The organism is Sphingobacterium gobiense (genome assembly GCF_002980575.1).
Classification (GTDB): Bacteria; Bacteroidota; Bacteroidia; order Sphingobacteriales; family Sphingobacteriaceae; genus Sphingobacterium; species Sphingobacterium gobiense.
In genome coordinates, this window is sequence record NZ_PVBS01000002.1 from 1,468,182 (window position 1) to 1,486,399 (window position 18,218).

Sequence of the window (18,218 nt, forward strand, 5' to 3'; positions counted from 1 at the left end):
TGTCTGTATAATGCAACCTTTTAACGGACGCCTGTTGCTAATAATCGTATTTTTCGATTGATTTGATTTTGTTTTCTCCTTCTGTGAAGACAAGGGTAGGCTGATACGTATCTGCCTCTTCTGGGGATAACTGAACGAAGGAAAGGATGTGTACGGTATCACCTACTTTGGCGTGAAGTGCGGCACCGCCATTCATACAAACTTCTCCGCTGCCTCTTGTTCCCGGCAATACATACGTCATGATACGGCTGCCGCTGATGGCATTGTTAATATAAACTTGTTCATATTTCTTGATGCCAGCGGCATCGAGTAAATCGGCATCTATCGTGATAGAACCATTATATTCTACATTTGCTTCCGTCACCTTAACGGTGTGAATTTTTGCCTTTAAAATTGTTAATTCCATTTATTTGTCTATTATTATTTTTATTTTTATAAAATAGCTTTCAAGTTCTCTTGGCTACTGTTTGCATCACCAATCGCCGGCTCTGCCGAGAATATATACAGATTATCGTTTTGTATAACGGAATAGCTGGTATACAGGAAGTTGGGTGTGAGTGTATAAGGGCGATCAATTTGGAAATTTTGAGTGCATACTGTCCGTATTTTATATTCTAGTCTTCCCGAAGCGTCATATTTATAGATGATAAATACGTTTTCATCTTGTAATTCTTCCAACCGGAACCAAGCACCTTCTCCGATACCACCCATCCATTGTGCATCTTCTGGTACGGAGGATGGACGCGTCGGTTCTTCTATCATGCCGGGTGTTTGATCACATAGCAAATTTTTTGAGCCTTTTTTCGTAAAATTATCTTTCAGCAATCCGAATTGGAATGCTAACGAATCTTTGCGTCTCATTTTTTTAGTTTGGAGTATCCCTTTTTCGTAACAGAACACTTCTCGGCTAGAGACTGCATTAACCACGTTGCTTGTCGGACTTGCTTTTAAGCATTCTGGGTATAGTATTTTGCGGCGCCTGTTGTCGTCGGTGTCCATTCCTTCGGTTAATATTTGTGCCACAAAACGCGAGCAGCTGTTGTTGTCTTTGGCAAGTGCACCATATAAAATAGGGCCTTGGGCGACCAACTTTTCTGCATAAGCAAGGCATTTTGAAAAAGAAATGTGTTTGCATATCGAAAAAAAAGTACGTCCACCGCCGTGCGTAGCCTCTTCTTTTTCACAAAGCTCTTCTAAAATTTCTTCGATATTCTGAATTTCTCCATTTGGCGTGATTCGCGCGGCGGTAGAAATTGCTAAGCGTGGATCGAAAAGCACGGACCGTGCCCTCCCATAACCCCGTGGTGACAAATAGCGGCCAAAATCAAAATAACGGATCTTCCCGCTGTTTCTTTCAATAAGTAATATAGCAGCATGCCCTACTTTAAAATGAAGATTTTTTACGAGGCCTATTTGTTTTAAAAATGCCATCCACTTTTCATCTCCCAAAGCGGTTTTATCGGGCCAGGAAATAGGGATAGCGATATCGTTGAAAGTATACATATTCAGAAGTTAAATGAAGTGATACGGGAAGAACTGTTGGCTTGTTGCACGCCTCCGTTATAAAGTTTGCTGATATATCGGTTACCATGATCCGGAAAAAGTAGAACAACGTTATCCGTCGTAGTAAAATCCATCATATTGGCGTACCGTTCCAGCGAGGCGACCACGGCAGCGCTGGAAAATCCGATCATGATATCGGTCTGTGCATAATATTCCGTTGCTATACGTTTTGTTTCTCGATAGTTCACTTGAAAGATATGGTCAACATAGTCGGCATCAAATGATCCGGGAACGAAGTTTCGTCCAATGCCTTCAATGGGATCGAAGGGTACGATATTGTTGGGTAATGTGCGGTGCTTTAGAAAATGGGCGAGTATGGAACCATAAGGTTCTACTCCCCAGACATGTATATTAGGATGTTGTTCTTTTAAAAAACGGCCGACACCTGATATCGTTCCGCCGGTGCCTACACCCGCTATAAAATGGGTTATGTTGCCTCCCGTTTGCTTCCAGATTTCGGGGGCAGTAGTTTTATAGTGTGCTCTAATATTCTGGGTGTTGTAATACTGATTTGTGAAGTAGGCATTAGGATGTGACGCGGCAAACGATTGTGCGCGAAACTGCGTAGAATTGAAATCGTGCAAACCGCTGGAGTTCTCGCAAATTTCGATGTCTGCTCCGGCCTTTATCAGTAGATCTATCTTTTCTTCTGAACAGCTTTTCGACACGAATATTTTAGCACGATATCCCAATTTTTTGGCTATTAGCGCTATTCCTAGTCCGGTATTACCGCTACTAGCTTCTACGAATAGCCCACCGGGCTTGATTTTTTTTCGGGCGATGGCATCCTGAATCATAAACAGCGCGGGACGATCTTTGGCTGACTTTCCTGGATTGTGAAATTCCTCTTTAATAAAAATGTTGGTGTGATACCGAGTAGAGAGCGCATCACAGTGCCGAAGTGGGGTATTGCCTACAAATTCGCTAATCAAAATATTTTATTTTTTTTAATTTCGCTGTGTTCAACATATCTATAACGAAGAAAACGGCATTATAGTGAGTTTTCTACAAACTATTTTTTCTATGTTACATTATATGTTGACAATGTAGGGTTCAATTTGGGAAACAATTGGGAATTTATTTCCCGACAAATGTACGGTCGCTTAGCGTTTTAATAAAGGCAATAATATCTTCTTTTTCCTGTTCGCTTAGCGGTATCCTGTTGCCATTTGCTTTTAAGATGGGATCGAGGTTATCGGCCTCTAATACACCATTGTCAAAATAATCCAGAACAGCTTTTAAGGTTGGAAACTGACCAAAACTGCCATAAGGTGCTGTATATTCGGCATTTCTCAACGATGGTACTCGAAAGCGCATGTAGTCTGCTGGAATCCATGTTACCCTGCCACGTCCTGCCTCTTCTGGGCTGGGGTTTAAAGGAAATCCAACATTTCTGAAACTTTGATCTGTAAATAGTTCGGTACTGTGGCAACTTGCACATTTGATTTTAAACGCTTGATATCCTCTTGCTTCACTTTCCGTAAATGTCTCTCCTTCGTTTCGTTTTACTTTATCATACTTACTGTTGGCGGAGATGAGCGTATATTCATACTGGGCAATACTTCGATAAATCCTATCAGGAGTGATACCTTCATCGCCGAATGCTTTTCGGAACAAATCCCTATAATCGTAGTCATTCTTTATTTTTTCAATCACTTCTAAAATGGAAGAATTCATTTCTTCGTGTGTTATGATCGGGACTAAGGGCTGGCTTTCTAACGTAAGCTTGTTACCATCCCAATTGTAGAACTTCATAAACGCCAAATTTTGAATGGGTGGTGTATTCCGAAGTCCTACTCTGCCGTAGATACCTATGGCTTGGGCATGGTTATCGGCAAAGGCGCTCGACTGATTGTGACAACTGGCGCATGAAATGGTATTATTCCCACTGAATTTTTTCTCGTGGAAAAATTTCTCTCCTAGTTCCACTCCGTATTTTGTGGGTTTATTGCGGCTTACTGCAGGGTTCAACGCAGGAAAATCTGACGGAATGTCGAGTTGGATTTCGGGGTTGTCATGAGGCGTAGACTGTATAATATGTTCTTGGCTGCAGGATAGCAACAGCAATACAATAGACAAAATAATAGATGCGGTTTTCATGTCTGACAAATTGGAGAAGAGAGCTGCCATTTTTAGAGATGTTGGCAGCTCATGTAGCCATGTTAGTTTTCAACGCTTTTAACAGAAAACATACCGGTGAGGTCGCTGGAACGATCTCCGCCCAAGTTGTCGACAAATTTCACCATCTGAAGTGCTGACATCGTGTTAGGAGTAGCGTTACTATCATCGTTATGATTATGATCATCTGTTCTTGATTTCAAAATAATCGTATTTGTTTTTCCGCTCAATAATTTATCAAAATCCGCATTGATTGTGATCCGTGGAGCATCTTTGTTAACCACCGCATTGTTGGGGAGCGTCAAAGTGATCTCACGATATGCATCCACGCCCTGCGTGTATGCACCTTCAGCACCTTCTATGGTGCTTCCAGTATGTATGGACATCTGTTTATTGTCGGGATCATAAAAACCTTCAATCTTGGTGAAGCGATACCCGGTTCCCCATTCCCAATGCATTCTGGTGTCGTTGGCTCCTGCTTCCGCATAAAAATTAGGAAATCTGACTTGATCGAGTGTATTCAATTCTGATTTAACGCCCAGACCAAATTTGATCTGTTTATATTCGCCTACCGGTATGTTGGTCAATACGTAATCCAGTGTCTGTGGTTTCGCTTGATTGACAACGGTAGCCCCCTTATCCAGATCATTAACGTTATATGGCAATTCGGCTCCGTCGGCTTTTATCAAACGGATATTGCTTATCACGTATTTTAATTCGGAAAAGTGGTGAACTTGACCTTCGGCAGAAACGTTTACGGTTGCTGTAGAAGATGTGGCGTCGCCAAGTACAATCGTCTTGTCTTTAAACGTGTTATTGAAATGCAACGTGATATTATTGGCTACGGGGTTATCGTCATTGCTACAGGATATGAAAAATGCTAGCGAACACGCTGATAATAGTAAATAGTTTTTAAGTTTTTTCATCGTTTTAATAATTATTTTTTTTCAATTTGTTATTTATATTAAAATTCAATCTTCAGCGAAGTGAAAACATTCCGTCCCATTCTCGGGATATTGCCCCAATCCGCATAGGTACTGTAGTATTCGTTGAATAAATTTTCAGCACCGATCTGCAAAGCGGCTTTGTAATTTCTGAAGCTGAAGCTATAATCTGCGGCTACGTTCCAAATTTTATAAGCTGGCGTATGATCTTCGCCATATTCGGGACTATAGTTGGTTTGGGCAAGGTCGCCGTGTAAAGATGTTTGTATACTGAATTTTTTATGCATGAAATGGAGAGATGTCTGATACGTCAGTGGGCGGATAAAAGGTAGGTTTCCATTTTTATCGTCCGTGGCTCTTGCGTAGGTGACCATTCCTTTCCAATGCAGATGTTGCAGAAAATCGTATTTAGCATTTATTGTTGTATTGAAAAGCTTGGCATGCTCTAATGATGTGTAGCCTTTCACACCAACAGACTGATAGTTCATTGGGCTTCCTAAACTCAAAATTCTTCCGACGATATAATTTTGGATGTGAAAATAGTTTACTTTGGCTTCTATGGCCATCTTCTCGTATTTAAATCCAGCACTTGCGTTAACCTCGTATGAAATTTCATTTTTGAGGTTTGGGTTTCCGATATAATCGTACCGGTCGAAGCTGTTATAGATATAATATCCGTATCCCTCCGAAACAGACGGTGCCCGATGTCCATATCCTGTTCCGACAGAAAAATCGAATTGATTGATATGCAGCTGATAATTGGCATGTAAAGCCGGTAATATTCTGTTTTTTTCCTGTGGTGTGCCGGGGTAGAAAATCCAGTTGAATTCCACGTATTTGGAATAGTTGTAGTTCCAGCCCAGAGAGCCTCCGAAATTTAACCGACTCATTTCCGAAATATCCCACGCATTGTTCATCGAAAACCCTGCAAAACGGGTGGTGACCCAAGGCCAACTGTATGCAAACATCGTTTTCTTGCTTCTGTCTTGTGGGTACATCGTCATTTCTGCGATGGATAGATTGTCGTATATGTTTAACTGGATTTCAGCGCTGTAATCACCACGTTTCAAGTTCGCACGTGAAACCATCCCGTACGTGGTACTCCAGCCCGGCATATCCATATGAACCAAGTTTTCCGGACGTTTGGTATCATCCATGTAATGCTCAACGGCATTGAAATAGAGTTTTGTGTCCCAAGCGCGCACAATTCCCTCTTCAAATAATTGTTTGTAAGCGGCCGAGGTGATAATCGCGCGCGACAGCCATAAATCCATGGGCAGTGCAGGGAAACCTACATCTTTTGCCTTGTCGTAGATAGCATCTACCCGTACGGAGGAAAGCGGACTTGTTTTATAGGCTAGGCCCAATGAGGTATTAAATTTATTGTACTGTGAATGGTTCACTTCATCGTTATTTCCATCGTAATAATTACCGGCTTTCCGAAAAGCAATACTGCCATCTGCCACAAACTTATTGCCTGAATAAGATAGATTTCCGAGGTTGAAAAATTGTTTGTTATTGGCCTCGAAACCGGTTTGATAACCGCCGCGCCATTTCCTGTCTAGACCGAACGGGGTGCTTTTCCTTTTCATATCGATGCTTCCCGCTACAGTCGCCCCGTGCATACTTCCTTCTTGGCCGGATGTGATATCGATGGCAGAAAGGTTATTGCTTTCGACATATGAAGTGACCGGATCCATCTTATCTGTACACGCGCCAAAGACGTGCATACCGTCAATGGTGATGGTGGACCGCTCGGTACTCATGTTGTTGAGCAATGGTTCCCATGCGTAAGCGCCTCGCTTTATAAAGCTGATGTTATCGGAAGAGGCTAAAAATTCATCCACTGAAACGGCCATTTTCATGTCGGTCTCTATTTTTTTCTTCGTCTCGGCGATAACCTTTACGGCTTCAATACGGTGGATACTGTCATTTGGGTTCTGTATGTGTTGAGCATTTGCACTCATTCCAAGAAAGATTAGCCCACAGATGATACGTAGCTTCTTCATGATCTTAGAATAGAATATCAAGGTACAACTCACTTTTGACCCCCTCAATTCCTGGCGTGAAATCGGTAGGCACGTTAGTTCCTTTGAGGATTTTCCCATTTTGGTTCAGCATGATGAAATTCAGCGTCCAGTTTCCTGTCATAGTGTAATTGACCACGCCGCGATACAGACCATCGTTTCGCTGCACCAAATCCTCATTGTTGGGCGAAGAATGATTTCCCATGGAAGGCTCAGGCATCCGCGGATCTAATTGTAAAATGTAATTGTTTACCTCGGTGTATGAAAATTGCGAAGGATCTGGATAATCACCGGGAGAGGTAGTAGGTTTAGTATACTTGTAAATTCCGGCTATCAACTCGTTTTCGCCAACCTTTGGTCTTTGTGGCGACACCAGAGCGATGACGTACTGCTCATCGTCTTTTCCTATAAACATTGTCGTGTTCAGATTTTTATTGGTTTGTTCTTGAACGGTGATACGTTGGTTGGTCGTATAGGTTTTATTGTTGATCGCAAAACGAATATGAAGTTCCCATGCTTCGTTCGCTAAACTCTCCGATGTAAATACCGAGTATCCTGAAAAGTAGTTGCCGTCCGTTCTATATACCAAGTTATATCTATGTGGACAGGAATTCTTATTCCCGTTGGCTTTAGTTATAATAGGTAGCAATGTTACATCCGTTGCATTTGTTTCTTTACGGGTTTGACTATCCAATACCTTTAAACGGATTTCGTTGTACCCTTTATAAAAAGTTCCATTAAGGGCTTCAATCTTGATATCATAGCCTTCACTATGAATGGTAACAGCTTCTTTAAATTCGTCGTACTCTGGTACGACGACCTCTATTTCCGCTTCGTAATCCGTTTTTTCTTTTGTACAGGACAATACCGCAAAGCATGTTGCGATAAGAAAAAATATTATTTTGTTCATTATTATTTATATAGATTAATCATGCACGCACAACAATGACTTTTAGAAAAAATATGCTGCTCTTGATTTACGCTAAGAAATGGGGGCTGTATCCAAGTGGCAAAAAATGCCAAATAGAGGATACGCTAGGCTCCACGAATGGAAATTAGCTAATAGGGGGGTGAAAGATGGAGGTGTTATGATTAAATATATAATCCATTAGATAAGGTGAAAAATGGTTTGGGTTGGTTTCTTCCTTCGGCTGGCACATGGTGTACACGGTGCTCTCTTTATGCACATAGAGCGCGCTGTATTCATATACCACTAAATTCTTCTTTGTTTCCTCTTTTTCTTTTTCCTTTATTTTCTGCATCAGCACACACTGACCATCACAATGAAGCTGAGGTTGGTCTTTATTTATACATTTCGCTAGATAGTCGGGTAGGTTTATCTGATATTCCACAGCCATAATACTGCGATAGAAGGATTGCAGTGTCATAGCGATTAATAGAATATATGTACAAAGACGTATCAAAGGTTGTGCTTATTTTTACTGACCTTGCCAAATATACGGAAAGTATTTCTGTTGGGAATGATAAACATCACTTTTGTCAGTTATTAGATCTTAATTATGGAGGAAACGCCTAGGCCTCCAGTCCGGAGACTGTCCTGAAGCTCCTTCGGATCGAACCACGGTTCTTATTCTGTCCTAACACTCCTAACCGGTACTTTTTGAAACTCAATCTTCACCGGTAATTTTTATCCTGTAATAATCATATTTATTTCCAGCTTCATTATACTGGGTAACCAGTCCAAAATAAAGTGTATGATCGTCCGTCCAGAATTCCCCTTTAATTACGCAAAGCCACTTGTTGGTTTTCTTTTCAAAAATTTCATTAAGTCCCGCTACTTTCTGAAATTTACCGTTTTTCTTTTCCTGAATGAAATGATAAAAACATTCTTGCCCTTCAAACACCTTGTTCAACCGATATTTTCCAGCCGGAGAGGTCGTCATCAATTCGGGATTTCCTGCATCGTAAGTCCCTTGACCTGTTGACAGATCGAAGCTGACATCAATGGTATGACCTCCTTCGAGTAAAAGAATATCTTCTGTCGGAAAATAAGCCACAAATCCACATTCACTCAGTAGATCACTGTTTGCCATCGAAATCCCGTTCCTGAAATGGATCTGGGTAATTCCTAAATTGTTATCGTCTATTTTTTTAAACTCCACGATGCCAGCCAGCTGCTTTTGTACCACCCCAAGATCAGTAATCTTTTCTACTGGACTACTTACTTTTTCCTGCTGTTTTGCGGAATCGAACTGCTCTTTATTTATTCTTTCAATTTCTATCCTAAAGATGTTCGTATCTGTGCCATTAACTGTTTCTACTCCTATGGAGTCCGGTTTAATAATGGTATCCGGCTCTATTCTTTCGGCTACCGGTGTGCCGGCTTTTGGTTTTACCTGATGTTCACAGGAAACCAGCCCAACGAGCAGCAAGCTAAATATGAGCACTTTCTTTGCAGAGCTCTTTTGTAAACTTTTGGTTCTCTGTTTCCAATACCTTACAATATCCATAATGTTCAATTTATTGTTTTAGCTTTTTAAAGATACGTTGTACGGTTTGTCCGTAGGCGTTGTCGGTTTGGGCAAAGGAGGCTTTTCCCATCAGTAGCACGAAAATCAAAAAAATAAGTTGTTTCATATACTGTAGTGCTAAAGTTTTAAATCATCTTTATAAGCCTTCTTATACAATTCAACGATCTTTGCCAATAGAGAAGCCCGCTCTTCCTCGGAAATTTTCTTCCCGTTGTCCCATTTGCTAATACTTTTGAGGTCAATGACCGAGAATCTGGCCGATATATCACAGATAAAAGCATCATCGCCTTTTTGGAAAAAAAGTTCTTCCCCTCTTCCCAGTATTTTCATTTTGTAGATGACTCCATCTTCGTCTTTAAATTCATAGGCTCCGGTGATCGTTGATTTTATTTCTTTTTCACGGTTCATATTAAAGATGTTTTATGATTTTATAACTTACTCCCAACGTCCAGTCGCGTTATATTGATAAAATCGGTCGATATCATTTTGATCTATTATTTTCAAATCATAAAAGAGATTATCTATGATCTGTTCCGCGATTTCACCGTCTTCGGCATCCCCTGTATTTCTTGCCAAGAGTTCTAAAGCTCCATTCATCAAATCCTGCTGTTCCGGTTCTAATAAATCATTAGCTTGTTTAATCCTGAAAATAAATTTTCCGATTTGTTCTTTATTGTTTTTATTCGCTTCGTATTCTTCCTCCTTGCATGCAAACTTTGCAACGTAGAAGTTTTCGATAATGGCCCTTATTCTGTCGAGCTCATTCTTGTAGTTTTCCATTGCCATAGCTATTCAATTATTATATGCAGGTTTCGTTTTAAAAATTCCTTTCTCAAAAAGGAGAAAAGTACTGCACTGTCCATATCCGGATGAGCATCTATATTTATCCAGCTCAGGGTGTTTTTATAAAGTACATATTCTGTCAGTTCAGGTAGCTATTTGGGCATCATCGCTTCGCCTGTTATCCTAAGAACGGCCCCTTCAATTTGGACTTCAACATAATTCTGTTGAATTTTTATAATTTTCATTGTCGACTACTGAAAAGATTTAATGTACATACGGATTGATTTAAGCGCTGTCATGTCACAACTAACCGCTAAGCTCTTACTATTCCTAAATTTAAAAACTAATATCTCTTCCTTTTTGTACTCCAACTTGATATTCCTGATAGCTTCCATGCCTTTAAAGAAATACTTGCCGACAATATTGAAATTGATCTTTTCACCAATAAAGTCGATAGTCCCACAGGGCGTATTGCCCGAGTAGACCTGGAGCCGAAGATAATTTTCTGTGATGATTTCATGAGTTCGGATTTCAAGTGCTGTTGTTGGATCAGCAGTTTTTAAATTCTGGAGAGGTTTGTTTCTCTGCTGCGCCATACGGATGCCGAACAGAAAAACTACCGAACATAAATAGGGCAGGCAGTAAAACAAGGTATAGAAATCCATTGACCAAGTTACAGCTATCGTAAATACCAGTGGCAAAGCGAACAATAACGCTAAGGCCCGCCACAGCTTTGGCGTTTTCCTGCTTTTCAGTGCCAAAACAGGTAGCGAACCAAGAGCCAGCACGATATTAAATGCTATCGCCAGCCCATAGGCCACACCCAGCATATCATTGGCGGGATGATACTGTACAGCCTGCGACGACTGGGCGTGGAGCACCAACAGGCCTGTCACCACCGCGAGGCAGCCGATAAGGAGGCTAAATAAAATGATCTGCCAGTATTTCATTTCTATTGATTTTGTGCAGATGGCACGGTCTTAAACGTGCCGTCCTGTTGCAAAATGTAGGTTTTGTTTTCAGAAACAGGGTTCTCTTCGCTCATCCAGTTCCAGTCCGTTACCGTTATTTTGTCTTTTTCTATGCTGCTTGATTTTCCGAATGCAGACTCTGCAATTTCGTCGTAAGCGATCTCCAGCCTGTCGATTATTTTGTCTTCTTTACTTAGGGTAATCAAGGTGGTAAACAGTTCGTGCTCGCCGCTCTGATAGGTGACCACCGCAGAAGTAAAGTTTTCGGAAAAAGGTATTTTGTAGTTCAACCTGAAATTTTTCGCGTCCGTATGTTCAGGACTAAATTGAATACGCTTTAAAAATCCGTTATCCGGAATGCCTATCTTTTCAAAATCGTCAAAGCGCGTACTGTCTGTAATTGGCAAATCCCGGACAGGAAGCGTTTTCAACAAACGGATTGCAGCAGAGGGGACCTCTTCATGAGTATCTGAAGGAACGGTATCGTTGATGGCGGATTCCGTTTTTGGCTGTGGTACCTTGGTTTCCTTTTGCGTTTTGTTACCGCAAGACACGAGAAAAAATGGCGGTATCAAAAAAAGTACAGTTAGTCTCTTCATTTTTTTCTAAGTTAGGTTTAACAGGGTAACCACCAATGCATAAAATAAACCTTGTCGTTTTTAAAAAACAGTTTGATATGCCCATAAGTAGCATCGCTCTTTAGCTTAACGACCCACAATTCGCCCTCTTTATCAAGGGCCAACCTTCCTCTTACAGCGGCAGGAAACAGCTGTTGTATATCGTCAATGGTTGTCCCTTCATCTATCTTGATGCCTTTGTAAGTGATAAAATTTCCGTTCAGGAACCAGTATTCATCCACCGCCACACTGTCCTTACTAGATTCAAAACGTGAACCGTTCTTATACAGGTATTTGTCCTCGGGCGCTTCTGTAGCAAAGATGGTAACACAGGGCGCCTCATCTTTCAGCAGTCTGACGCTATCGGGTTGGCCATAGACCTTTTCAAACTCCGCCAGGGTGAAAAATCGCTTCAATTTACCGTTGAACCGGATATCTTTTTCGAGCATGACGTCCCTTGACTCATAATCGGTGCCGGGCTTGGCAGCCGCAACCACGGGACTGCATAGGATGAAAATATCGTGCCCTTTAAGGATATTTTTGTCGTAACGTAGTTCCTCCGGTCGATCAGGATCGTTTGTGATATCCATAAGCCTGCCGCTTGTCCTATAAAATTCCAGCCAGCCTATGGCCTGTTCCGTCGGTCGCCTTTCCGCCGCATTCTCGGAAACATCCTGGATAACGTATAGCTTGATTGTGGCTTTGTCGGGACTCATAGAAGCCATTCGAACCCTTACCGTTGTATCACCAAAATGCTTAAATGCGGTAGCATTACTGGAACGGATTAAATCCGACACCAGTCTTTCACAGGATACTTCTTTACCATGTCCTTCAAAAGCCCTTATTTCTGTTCCGGTTGTATCAGCAATCTTTGAAACTTTATCGGATCTTCCATGACATGAACTCAATAAAAATGTAACAAGAACCAGAATCCCGCACATAGCACTTCGTATTAGCGATGACACCTGTAATTGTTGCTGCTCCCTTTTCATTATTTTTTTAAATGCTCAATACTATCTTTTTGTTCTTTTCATTTATCATACCAATATACAAAAAGACAGATTGATACTCCGCTATCATTTTACAATTGGAGCTGTTTATTTATTCTTAGAATCTTTGTATTCAATTTTACCGGACGAATGTAGGAGTTTGAGATTATAATTTTGCCAAAATGCCGTTAAGGATGTGATTTCTTAAAAAATTCAGTAAAGAAAAATTTGCGCAACCGAAAGGTTGCTTGTATATTTGCAACTGAATGGTTTCGTAAAATTATAGAACTATGAGAAAGTTAAAGCTTCAAATGCATATTTCGTTAGACGGCTATGTAACCGTAGAACAGGGTGCTGTCAATTTTGTGTGGGATGGTGAAGTGATCAATTTCTGTGTGGACAATCTTAATCATGTAGACATGATCTTATTAGGTCAGCATACGGCTCACGAGTTTATCAACTTTTGGGACGGGGTAGCTGACACTCCTGACCACCCCGAGCGGGAACTTGGAAAACGGATTTCGGAAATTCCTAAAATGGTATTTTCCAATACGGTCACGCAGCATCAGTGGAAAAATACAACGGTGGTCAGCGGGAATGTAAAAGAGGAGGTCAATAAGCTCAAAAAATCAAACGGAAAAGATATTATGGTATATGGAGGGGCTATGCTTGCATCGTCATTAATCAAAAACAGATTGATAGATGAGTTCCATTTTCTTTTCAGTCCTATCTGTCTGGGAAAAGGCCTTACTATATTCCAATCGGTACAAGACACCTTAGCATTAAGACTCTTAAAGTCAAAACCATTTGACTGCGGAACGGTATTGTTAAGCTATAAAATACCTGAACGATGAGAAGAGATATATTTCAAGCAATAGCTGATCCAACCAGACGGGCCATCATGACATTGATCGCGTTGCAGGCTATGACACCCAATGCGATCGCAGAACATTTTGATACCACGCGGCAAGCTGTATCAAAACATCTCCGCATTTTAACGGAATGCGAACTGGTAAAGCAGAAACAAAAAGGCAGGGAAATCTATTATGAGTTAGAGATCGATAAAATGAAGGAAATAGACAAATGGCTGGAACAGTTCCGTAAAATCTGGGAAACACGTTTTGGCCAACTTGATAATTTATTGGAAACAGTTAAAAAACAGCAATCATGAACAGCAATTTATTATTTGACTTCATTGTCAACAAAGAGAACCACACGATCCGCATAACGCGGGCGTTTGATGCCGGTCTTGAACTGGTGTGGAAGGCATGGACAACAGCAGAACTGCTCGATCAGTGGTGGGGGCCTGAACCCTATAAAGCCGAAACCAAGTCACTGGATTTTCGCGAAGGAGGATTCTGGCTCTATGCAATGGTTGGCCCGGAAGGCGATAAAGGTTGGTGCAAAACCAATTTCATTTCCATTGTAAAAGAAAAATTTTTCTCCTCAAAAGGTGGGTTCAGTGATGAGAACGGTGTGCTGAACCCGGAGTTTCCGCAAAATGTATGGGAGAATACTTTTGTACCGGTAGACCATAAAGTACGGGTAGATATGCTGCTGATTTATGACAGCCTCGAAGATCTCGAAAAGGAACTTGAAATGGGCTTTAAGGAAGGTATGACGGTAGACTTCCTACAACTGGACCAATTGCTATCGACGCTTAAAAAGTAACCAATTACCCTACGGCAAGCCTGAATACATCAAATCAAACAGCGACGCAAATCCGGAGAACCGTGAAAAAGGGTATAAAACGACAACAACAGTAATTGCTCTATTGTCCAATGTGTGAAGAGGAGAGAAAGCCAAAGGATGGGTTTCTCTCCTTACTTTATGTGCTTGCCACCTCCTGAAAACACATGCACATGTGCCCGTCCGTTTTACTGATTTCAATCCATCTATATCCATAGTTTATTTCACATATACTTTGATATTGTTTGCAGGATTCTGCTTCGGAAAAAATAAAAAAAACCGCTTAATCGTGAGATTTGCGGGTTTTCGATCTTACTTGTCGTAAGTGTTGTCGGGGTGGCAGGATTGCTTCAGCCCCACAGCCCCTTACTCTTCCTTGAAGCTCCTTCGAATCGAACCACGGTTCTTCATCCTGTCTATAACGAAAAAAGCCCGACTTTCGTCGAGCTTTTTCGTCGGGGTGGCAGGATTCGAACCTACGACCTCCACATCCCAAATGTGGCGCGATACCGGGCTACGCTACACCCCGAAAAGGTATCACCTTTTTTTCTGTGGCACAAATATACAGCTAATTTGACTGTTGTCAAGAGATTTTTTTACGTTGACACGTAAACGATTGATAATATGGAGGATATTCTTACGTCTATTGTGATAACTGCTATAATAGCAAAAGAGCCGATAGAATAGTCTCGGAGGAAAGGAATGCAAAAACAGCCATGTGTCTCATACATGGCATGGCTGTTTGTATTTAAAACAATATTTACGAATTAATTTACAAAATCCGCATCCGTAAGTGTTACCTTAATAAAGATTCTTTCGGGAACTTCAACAAAAATATCGGAACCTAAAATAGGGTCTTCCGCCTTGATTGTTACTGATCCAACCCTATATTCAAAGGTGTAAGCAGCACCTTGTTGAGTTCCAATTGATTTATAGGTACGTTCACCGTCGTCACTATAAGCAATATTAACTACACCTTGTTGTACATAGTATTCTGTTAGTTCAGGTACCGAAAGTGTTAAGTACGCTTGGTTGTCGGTTCCTTCCCATTGGTCTGCTGTTCGTTCATAAACCATGGTAATACTGGGTACCGTATCATAATATTCTTTCGTACAGCTGCTCGTAGCGGCCAAGGTGGCAGTGCCGATAAAAATGGCTAATAGAATTTTTTTCATGTGTATCGTATTAAGGGTTGTCAAACTTTGTTTATATTCAATAAGACGTTAAAAAACGTTAATAGTTTAAATAAATGAGCAAAAAATAAGCCAAATAAAAAAGCGCTATGTCTTTCGGCATAGCGCTTTTCTTATTTGGAACTTTCTACTGTTACTTTTTTTTATCGTTAGGCTCCGAAACATCGGATTCGATAGAGTCGCCAGATGGTTGATCTGGATTTTGACCGTCAACTACAATTTCTTTTTTATCGTCGTCATAATCAATATTCAGTTCTGAGCCGGTTTTGACTTCGCCTTTTAAAATCTCTTCAGCTATCGGATCCTCCAAATACTTTTGGATAGCCCGCTTCAACGGACGTGCTCCAAAGTTGCTATCATATCCCTTCTCGGCGATAAAGTCTTTTGCTTTATCTGTGAGTGTTATTTGGTAGCCCAAGTCTTTGATCCGGTTAAAGAGTGACTTCAATTCGATGTCGATGATCTTAAAGATATGCTCTTTACTCAACGAGTTAAACACGATAACATCATCCACACGGTTCAAGAACTCAGGTGCAAATGCACGTTTGAGTGCTGTTTCGATAACACCTCTCGAATGAGAATCGGCTTGGCTCGCTTTTGCTGAAGTTGTAAACCCGACGCCTTGTCCGAATTCTTTCAACTGACGGGCACCGATATTCGAAGTCATGATGATGATCGTATTGCGGAAATCTACTCTTCTGCCCAAGCTATCCGTTAACTGTCCTTCATCAAGTACTTGTAGCAATAAATTGAACACATCTGGATGAGCTTTTTCAATTTCGTCGAGTAAAACGACGGCATACGGTTTGCGACGTACTTTCTCAGTCAACTGACCGCCTTCTTCATATCCTACATATCCCGGAGGCGCTCCGACCAAACGAGATACTGCGAATTTCTCCATGTACTCACTCATGTCGATTTGGATCAAGGCATCTTCTGAATCGAACATAAAACGCGCTAATTCTTTCGCCAATTCGGTTTTACCTACACCAGTTGGACCTAGGAAAATGAACGAACCGATTGGTTTTTTAGGATCTTTTAGCCCGGCGCGCGTACGGTGTATTGCTTTTACTAATTTTTGTACTGCGTCATCTTGGCCAATAATACGACCTTTAACGGATTCGGCCATATTCAATAACTTCTGGCTATCCGATTGACTTACACGTTGTACAGGGATTCCTGTCATCATAGAAACCACCTCAGCTACATTGTCTTCTGCGACCGTATAACGTTTTGATTTCGTCTCTACTTCCCATGCTGCTTTTTCCTTTTCGAGTTGGTCGAGTAATTTTTTCTCGGTATCGCGAAGTTTTGCCGCTTCTTCGTATTTTTGGCTACGAACTACTTTGTTTTTCTCAACCTTAACTTCTTCGATTTTTTCCTCGATGTCAATGATAGATTGCGGAACATGGATATTGTTTAGATGGACGCGTGAACCGGCCTCGTCCAGCGCGTCAATCGCCTTGTCCGGTAAGAAACGATCGGTGATATAACGCGTTGTCAACGACACACAGGCTTCTACTGCTTCTGGTGTATATGTGACATTGTGGTGCTCTTCGTATTTATCTTTAATCCGGTTCAGAATTTCTATCGTTTCGTCGTGAGAAGCCGGTTCTACGACGACTTTCTGAAAACGACGATCTAAAGCACCGTCTTTTTCTATATATTGACGATATTCATCTAATGTAGTAGCGCCTATACATTGTATTTCGCCGCGTGCCAAAGCGGGTTTGAACATGTTCGAGGCATCCAAAGATCCTGAAGCACCGCCTGCGCCAACAATCGTGTGGATCTCGTCAATAAATAATATGACATCTGGTGACTTTTCCAACTCGTTCATCACCGCCTTCATGCGTTCTTCAAATTGACCACGATATTTCGTGCCGGCCACTAAAGAAGCTAGATCAAGTGTGACAACCCGTTTATTGAATAAAACGCGAGATACCTTGCGTTGTACAATACGTAAGGCTAAACCTTCGGCGATTGCCGATTTACCAACCCCAGGTTCTCCGATTAAAATAGGGTTGTTCTTTTTACGGCGGGAAAGAATTTGCGAAACACGTTCAATTTCTTTCTCGCGTCCCACGATAGGGTCTAATCGACCTTCCTCTGCCGCCTTGGTCAAATCCCGTCCGAAATTGTCTAATACCGGCGTTTTTGATTTGATATCCGAAACTTTCTTCGGTGCTGTAAACTGCTGATCGTCGTCTGCAAAGTCGTCATCTCCGGTAGGCGAGCTAGATGCTTCGTCTGTGATGGACGTTTTATTTTGCTCAACTTCGTTCTTAAATAAATCGTACGTAATGCTGTATTGTTGTAAGACTTGAGACGCAATGTTCTCTTCATCTCGCAAGATCGCTAATAATAGGTGCTCTGTGCCAATAACATCACTTTTGAAAATCTTAGCTTCCAAATACGTTATTTTTAGGACTTTTTCAGCCTGTTTGGTCAACGGCATATTTCCGATAGGTGCACGGGACATAGACGACCCTTTTACTGCATCTTCTGTAGATTGACGGATGGATCCTATGTCGACTCCAATATTTTTCAAAATCTTTATCGCCACTCCATCGCCTTCACGAATCAGGCCGAGCAAAAGATGTTCTGTGCCAATGTAATCATGGCGGAGCCTTAGCGCTTCTTCGCGACTGTAAGAAATCACATCTTTTACGCGTGGTGAAAATTTTGCTTCCATGTATTTACCTTTCCTTTATTAAAATGATAGGATGATATAAATGTATAAAAATAAATTATAAATCCTATGGTATGTTGTACCAGATTTATCAATAATTACGCCATAGCCCTGAAACGATCAAAATGGCAGTCTTACCC

General features: G+C 41.2%; 19 protein-coding genes and 1 tRNA gene. 3 read left to right on the forward strand and 17 right to left on the reverse strand.

Features of this window, described 5'->3' with window-relative positions; translation table 11 throughout:
- Positions 1-37: 37 nt before the first annotated feature.
- From panD to C5749_RS15015, 14 genes are all read right to left on the reverse strand, one after another.
- Positions 38-406, reverse strand: coding sequence for an aspartate 1-decarboxylase (gene panD, locus C5749_RS14950; RefSeq protein ID WP_105726941.1), 369 nt, complete (start codon positions 404-406; stop codon positions 38-40).
- Positions 407-432: 26 nt separating this feature from the next.
- The gene (locus tag C5749_RS14955; protein ID WP_105726942.1) at positions 433-1,503 is read right to left on the reverse strand and encodes a DUF6695 family protein; all 1,071 of its coding nucleotides are present in this window, start codon (positions 1,501-1,503) and stop codon (positions 433-435) included.
- Positions 1,504-1,505: 2 nt separating this feature from the next.
- Positions 1,506-2,495 (reverse strand): PLP-dependent cysteine synthase family protein, encoded by a 990-nt coding sequence (locus C5749_RS14960; RefSeq protein WP_181151453.1) that lies wholly within the window; start codon positions 2,493-2,495, stop codon positions 1,506-1,508.
- 145 nt (positions 2,496-2,640) lie between these two features.
- Positions 2,641-3,693 (reverse strand): cytochrome-c peroxidase, encoded by a 1,053-nt coding sequence (locus tag C5749_RS14965; RefSeq protein WP_245893792.1) that lies wholly within the window; start codon positions 3,691-3,693, stop codon positions 2,641-2,643.
- A 32-nt stretch (positions 3,694-3,725) separates the two neighbouring features.
- Positions 3,726-4,607 (reverse strand): MbnP family protein, encoded by an 882-nt coding sequence (locus C5749_RS14970; RefSeq protein WP_105726945.1) that lies wholly within the window; start codon positions 4,605-4,607, stop codon positions 3,726-3,728.
- 38 nt (positions 4,608-4,645) lie between these two features.
- Positions 4,646-6,634 carry a TonB-dependent receptor plug domain-containing protein gene (locus C5749_RS14975; protein WP_105726946.1) on the reverse strand — a complete coding sequence of 663 codons (1,989 nt, stop codon included), beginning with the start codon at positions 6,632-6,634 and terminating at the stop codon, positions 4,646-4,648.
- 4 nt (positions 6,635-6,638) lie between these two features.
- Positions 6,639-7,562, reverse strand: a complete 924-nt coding sequence (locus C5749_RS14980; protein WP_105726947.1) for a hypothetical protein — start codon at positions 7,560-7,562, stop codon at positions 6,639-6,641.
- Positions 7,563-7,707: 145 nt separating this feature from the next.
- A complete protein-coding gene (locus C5749_RS14985) occupies positions 7,708-8,040 on the reverse strand; it encodes a hypothetical protein (RefSeq protein WP_105726948.1) in 333 nt (110 codons plus the stop codon).
- A gap of 240 nt (positions 8,041-8,280) precedes the next feature.
- Positions 8,281-9,123 carry a hypothetical protein gene (locus tag C5749_RS14990; RefSeq protein ID WP_105726949.1) on the reverse strand — a complete coding sequence of 281 codons (843 nt, stop codon included), beginning with the start codon at positions 9,121-9,123 and terminating at the stop codon, positions 8,281-8,283.
- Between the two features lie 138 nt (positions 9,124-9,261).
- Positions 9,262-9,552, reverse strand: a complete 291-nt coding sequence (locus C5749_RS14995; protein WP_105726950.1) for a hypothetical protein — start codon at positions 9,550-9,552, stop codon at positions 9,262-9,264.
- 27 nt (positions 9,553-9,579) lie between these two features.
- Positions 9,580-9,930, reverse strand: a complete 351-nt coding sequence (locus C5749_RS15000) for a hypothetical protein (protein WP_105726951.1) — start codon at positions 9,928-9,930, stop codon at positions 9,580-9,582.
- A gap of 248 nt (positions 9,931-10,178) precedes the next feature.
- Positions 10,179-10,877: a hypothetical protein gene (locus C5749_RS15005; RefSeq protein ID WP_105726952.1), complete on the reverse strand. Its 699-nt coding sequence runs from the start codon at positions 10,875-10,877 to the stop codon at positions 10,179-10,181.
- A 2-nt stretch (positions 10,878-10,879) separates the two neighbouring features.
- Positions 10,880-11,497, reverse strand: a complete 618-nt coding sequence (locus C5749_RS15010; RefSeq protein WP_146113767.1) for a hypothetical protein — start codon at positions 11,495-11,497, stop codon at positions 10,880-10,882.
- A 17-nt stretch (positions 11,498-11,514) separates the two neighbouring features.
- Positions 11,515-12,507, reverse strand: a complete 993-nt coding sequence (locus C5749_RS15015; RefSeq protein WP_146113768.1) for a hypothetical protein — start codon at positions 12,505-12,507, stop codon at positions 11,515-11,517.
- Between the two features lie 287 nt (positions 12,508-12,794).
- Between C5749_RS15015 and C5749_RS15020 the strand changes: the two genes are divergently transcribed.
- Genes C5749_RS15020 through C5749_RS15030 form a run of 3 tightly spaced genes read left to right on the forward strand, consistent with a single transcriptional unit; the run spans position 12,795 to position 14,175 of the window.
- The gene (locus C5749_RS15020) at positions 12,795-13,358 is read left to right on the forward strand and encodes a dihydrofolate reductase family protein (protein WP_105726955.1); all 564 of its coding nucleotides are present in this window, start codon (positions 12,795-12,797) and stop codon (positions 13,356-13,358) included.
- Entirely contained in the window at positions 13,355-13,675 is a 321-nt protein-coding gene (locus C5749_RS15025; protein ID WP_105726956.1) for an ArsR/SmtB family transcription factor, read from the forward strand. The genes C5749_RS15020 and C5749_RS15025 overlap by 4 nt, the downstream gene beginning before the upstream one ends.
- On the forward strand, positions 13,672-14,175 hold the full coding sequence (locus C5749_RS15030; protein WP_105726957.1) for an SRPBCC family protein: 504 nt from the start codon (positions 13,672-13,674) through the stop codon (positions 14,173-14,175). The genes C5749_RS15025 and C5749_RS15030 overlap by 4 nt, the downstream gene beginning before the upstream one ends.
- 473 nt (positions 14,176-14,648) lie before the next feature.
- Here C5749_RS15030 and C5749_RS15035 read toward each other — a convergent pair.
- The 3 genes from C5749_RS15035 to C5749_RS15045 form a co-directional block, all read right to left on the reverse strand.
- A tRNA-Pro gene (locus C5749_RS15035) sits at positions 14,649-14,722 on the reverse strand.
- Positions 14,723-14,960: 238 nt separating this feature from the next.
- Entirely contained in the window at positions 14,961-15,368 is a 408-nt protein-coding gene (locus tag C5749_RS15040; RefSeq protein ID WP_105726958.1) for a hypothetical protein, read from the reverse strand.
- Positions 15,369-15,519: 151 nt separating this feature from the next.
- The gene (locus tag C5749_RS15045; RefSeq protein ID WP_105726959.1) at positions 15,520-18,081 is read right to left on the reverse strand and encodes an ATP-dependent Clp protease ATP-binding subunit; all 2,562 of its coding nucleotides are present in this window, start codon (positions 18,079-18,081) and stop codon (positions 15,520-15,522) included.
- Between the last annotated feature and the right edge of the window lie 137 nt (positions 18,082-18,218).

Excerpts from the sequence above, each read along its gene's own strand:
- C5749_RS14990 (WP_105726949.1), bottom strand. The coding sequence starts at position 9,123 with ATGGATATTGTAAGGTATTGGAAACAGAGAACCAAAAGTTTACAAAAG.
- C5749_RS15005 (WP_105726952.1), bottom strand. The coding sequence starts at position 10,877 with ATGAAATACTGGCAGATCATTTTATTTAGCCTCCTTATCGGCTGCCTC.
- C5749_RS14985 (WP_105726948.1), bottom strand. The coding sequence starts at position 8,040 with ATGACACTGCAATCCTTCTATCGCAGTATTATGGCTGTGGAATATCAG.
- C5749_RS15025 (WP_105726956.1), top strand. The coding sequence starts at position 13,355 with ATGAGAAGAGATATATTTCAAGCAATAGCTGATCCAACCAGACGGGCC.
- C5749_RS15010 (WP_146113767.1), bottom strand. The coding sequence starts at position 11,497 with ATGAAGAGACTAACTGTACTTTTTTTGATACCGCCATTTTTTCTCGTG.
- C5749_RS14995 (WP_105726950.1), bottom strand. The coding sequence starts at position 9,552 with ATGAACCGTGAAAAAGAAATAAAATCAACGATCACCGGAGCCTATGAA.
- C5749_RS14970 (WP_105726945.1), bottom strand. The coding sequence starts at position 4,607 with ATGAAAAAACTTAAAAACTATTTACTATTATCAGCGTGTTCGCTAGCA.
- C5749_RS15045 (WP_105726959.1), bottom strand. The coding sequence starts at position 18,081 with ATGGAAGCAAAATTTTCACCACGCGTAAAAGATGTGATTTCTTACAGT.
- C5749_RS15040 (WP_105726958.1), bottom strand. The coding sequence starts at position 15,368 with ATGAAAAAAATTCTATTAGCCATTTTTATCGGCACTGCCACCTTGGCC.
- C5749_RS14965 (WP_245893792.1), bottom strand. The coding sequence starts at position 3,693 with ATGGCAGCTCTCTTCTCCAATTTGTCAGACATGAAAACCGCATCTATT.
- C5749_RS14975 (WP_105726946.1), bottom strand. The coding sequence starts at position 6,634 with ATGAAGAAGCTACGTATCATCTGTGGGCTAATCTTTCTTGGAATGAGT.
- panD (WP_105726941.1), bottom strand. The coding sequence starts at position 406 with ATGGAATTAACAATTTTAAAGGCAAAAATTCACACCGTTAAGGTGACG.
- C5749_RS15015 (WP_146113768.1), bottom strand. The coding sequence starts at position 12,507 with ATGAAAAGGGAGCAGCAACAATTACAGGTGTCATCGCTAATACGAAGT.
- C5749_RS14955 (WP_105726942.1), bottom strand. The coding sequence starts at position 1,503 with ATGTATACTTTCAACGATATCGCTATCCCTATTTCCTGGCCCGATAAA.
- C5749_RS15030 (WP_105726957.1), top strand. The coding sequence starts at position 13,672 with ATGAACAGCAATTTATTATTTGACTTCATTGTCAACAAAGAGAACCAC.
- C5749_RS15000 (WP_105726951.1), bottom strand. The coding sequence starts at position 9,930 with ATGGCAATGGAAAACTACAAGAATGAGCTCGACAGAATAAGGGCCATT.
- C5749_RS15020 (WP_105726955.1), top strand. The coding sequence starts at position 12,795 with ATGAGAAAGTTAAAGCTTCAAATGCATATTTCGTTAGACGGCTATGTA.
- C5749_RS14980 (WP_105726947.1), bottom strand. The coding sequence starts at position 7,562 with ATGAACAAAATAATATTTTTTCTTATCGCAACATGCTTTGCGGTATTG.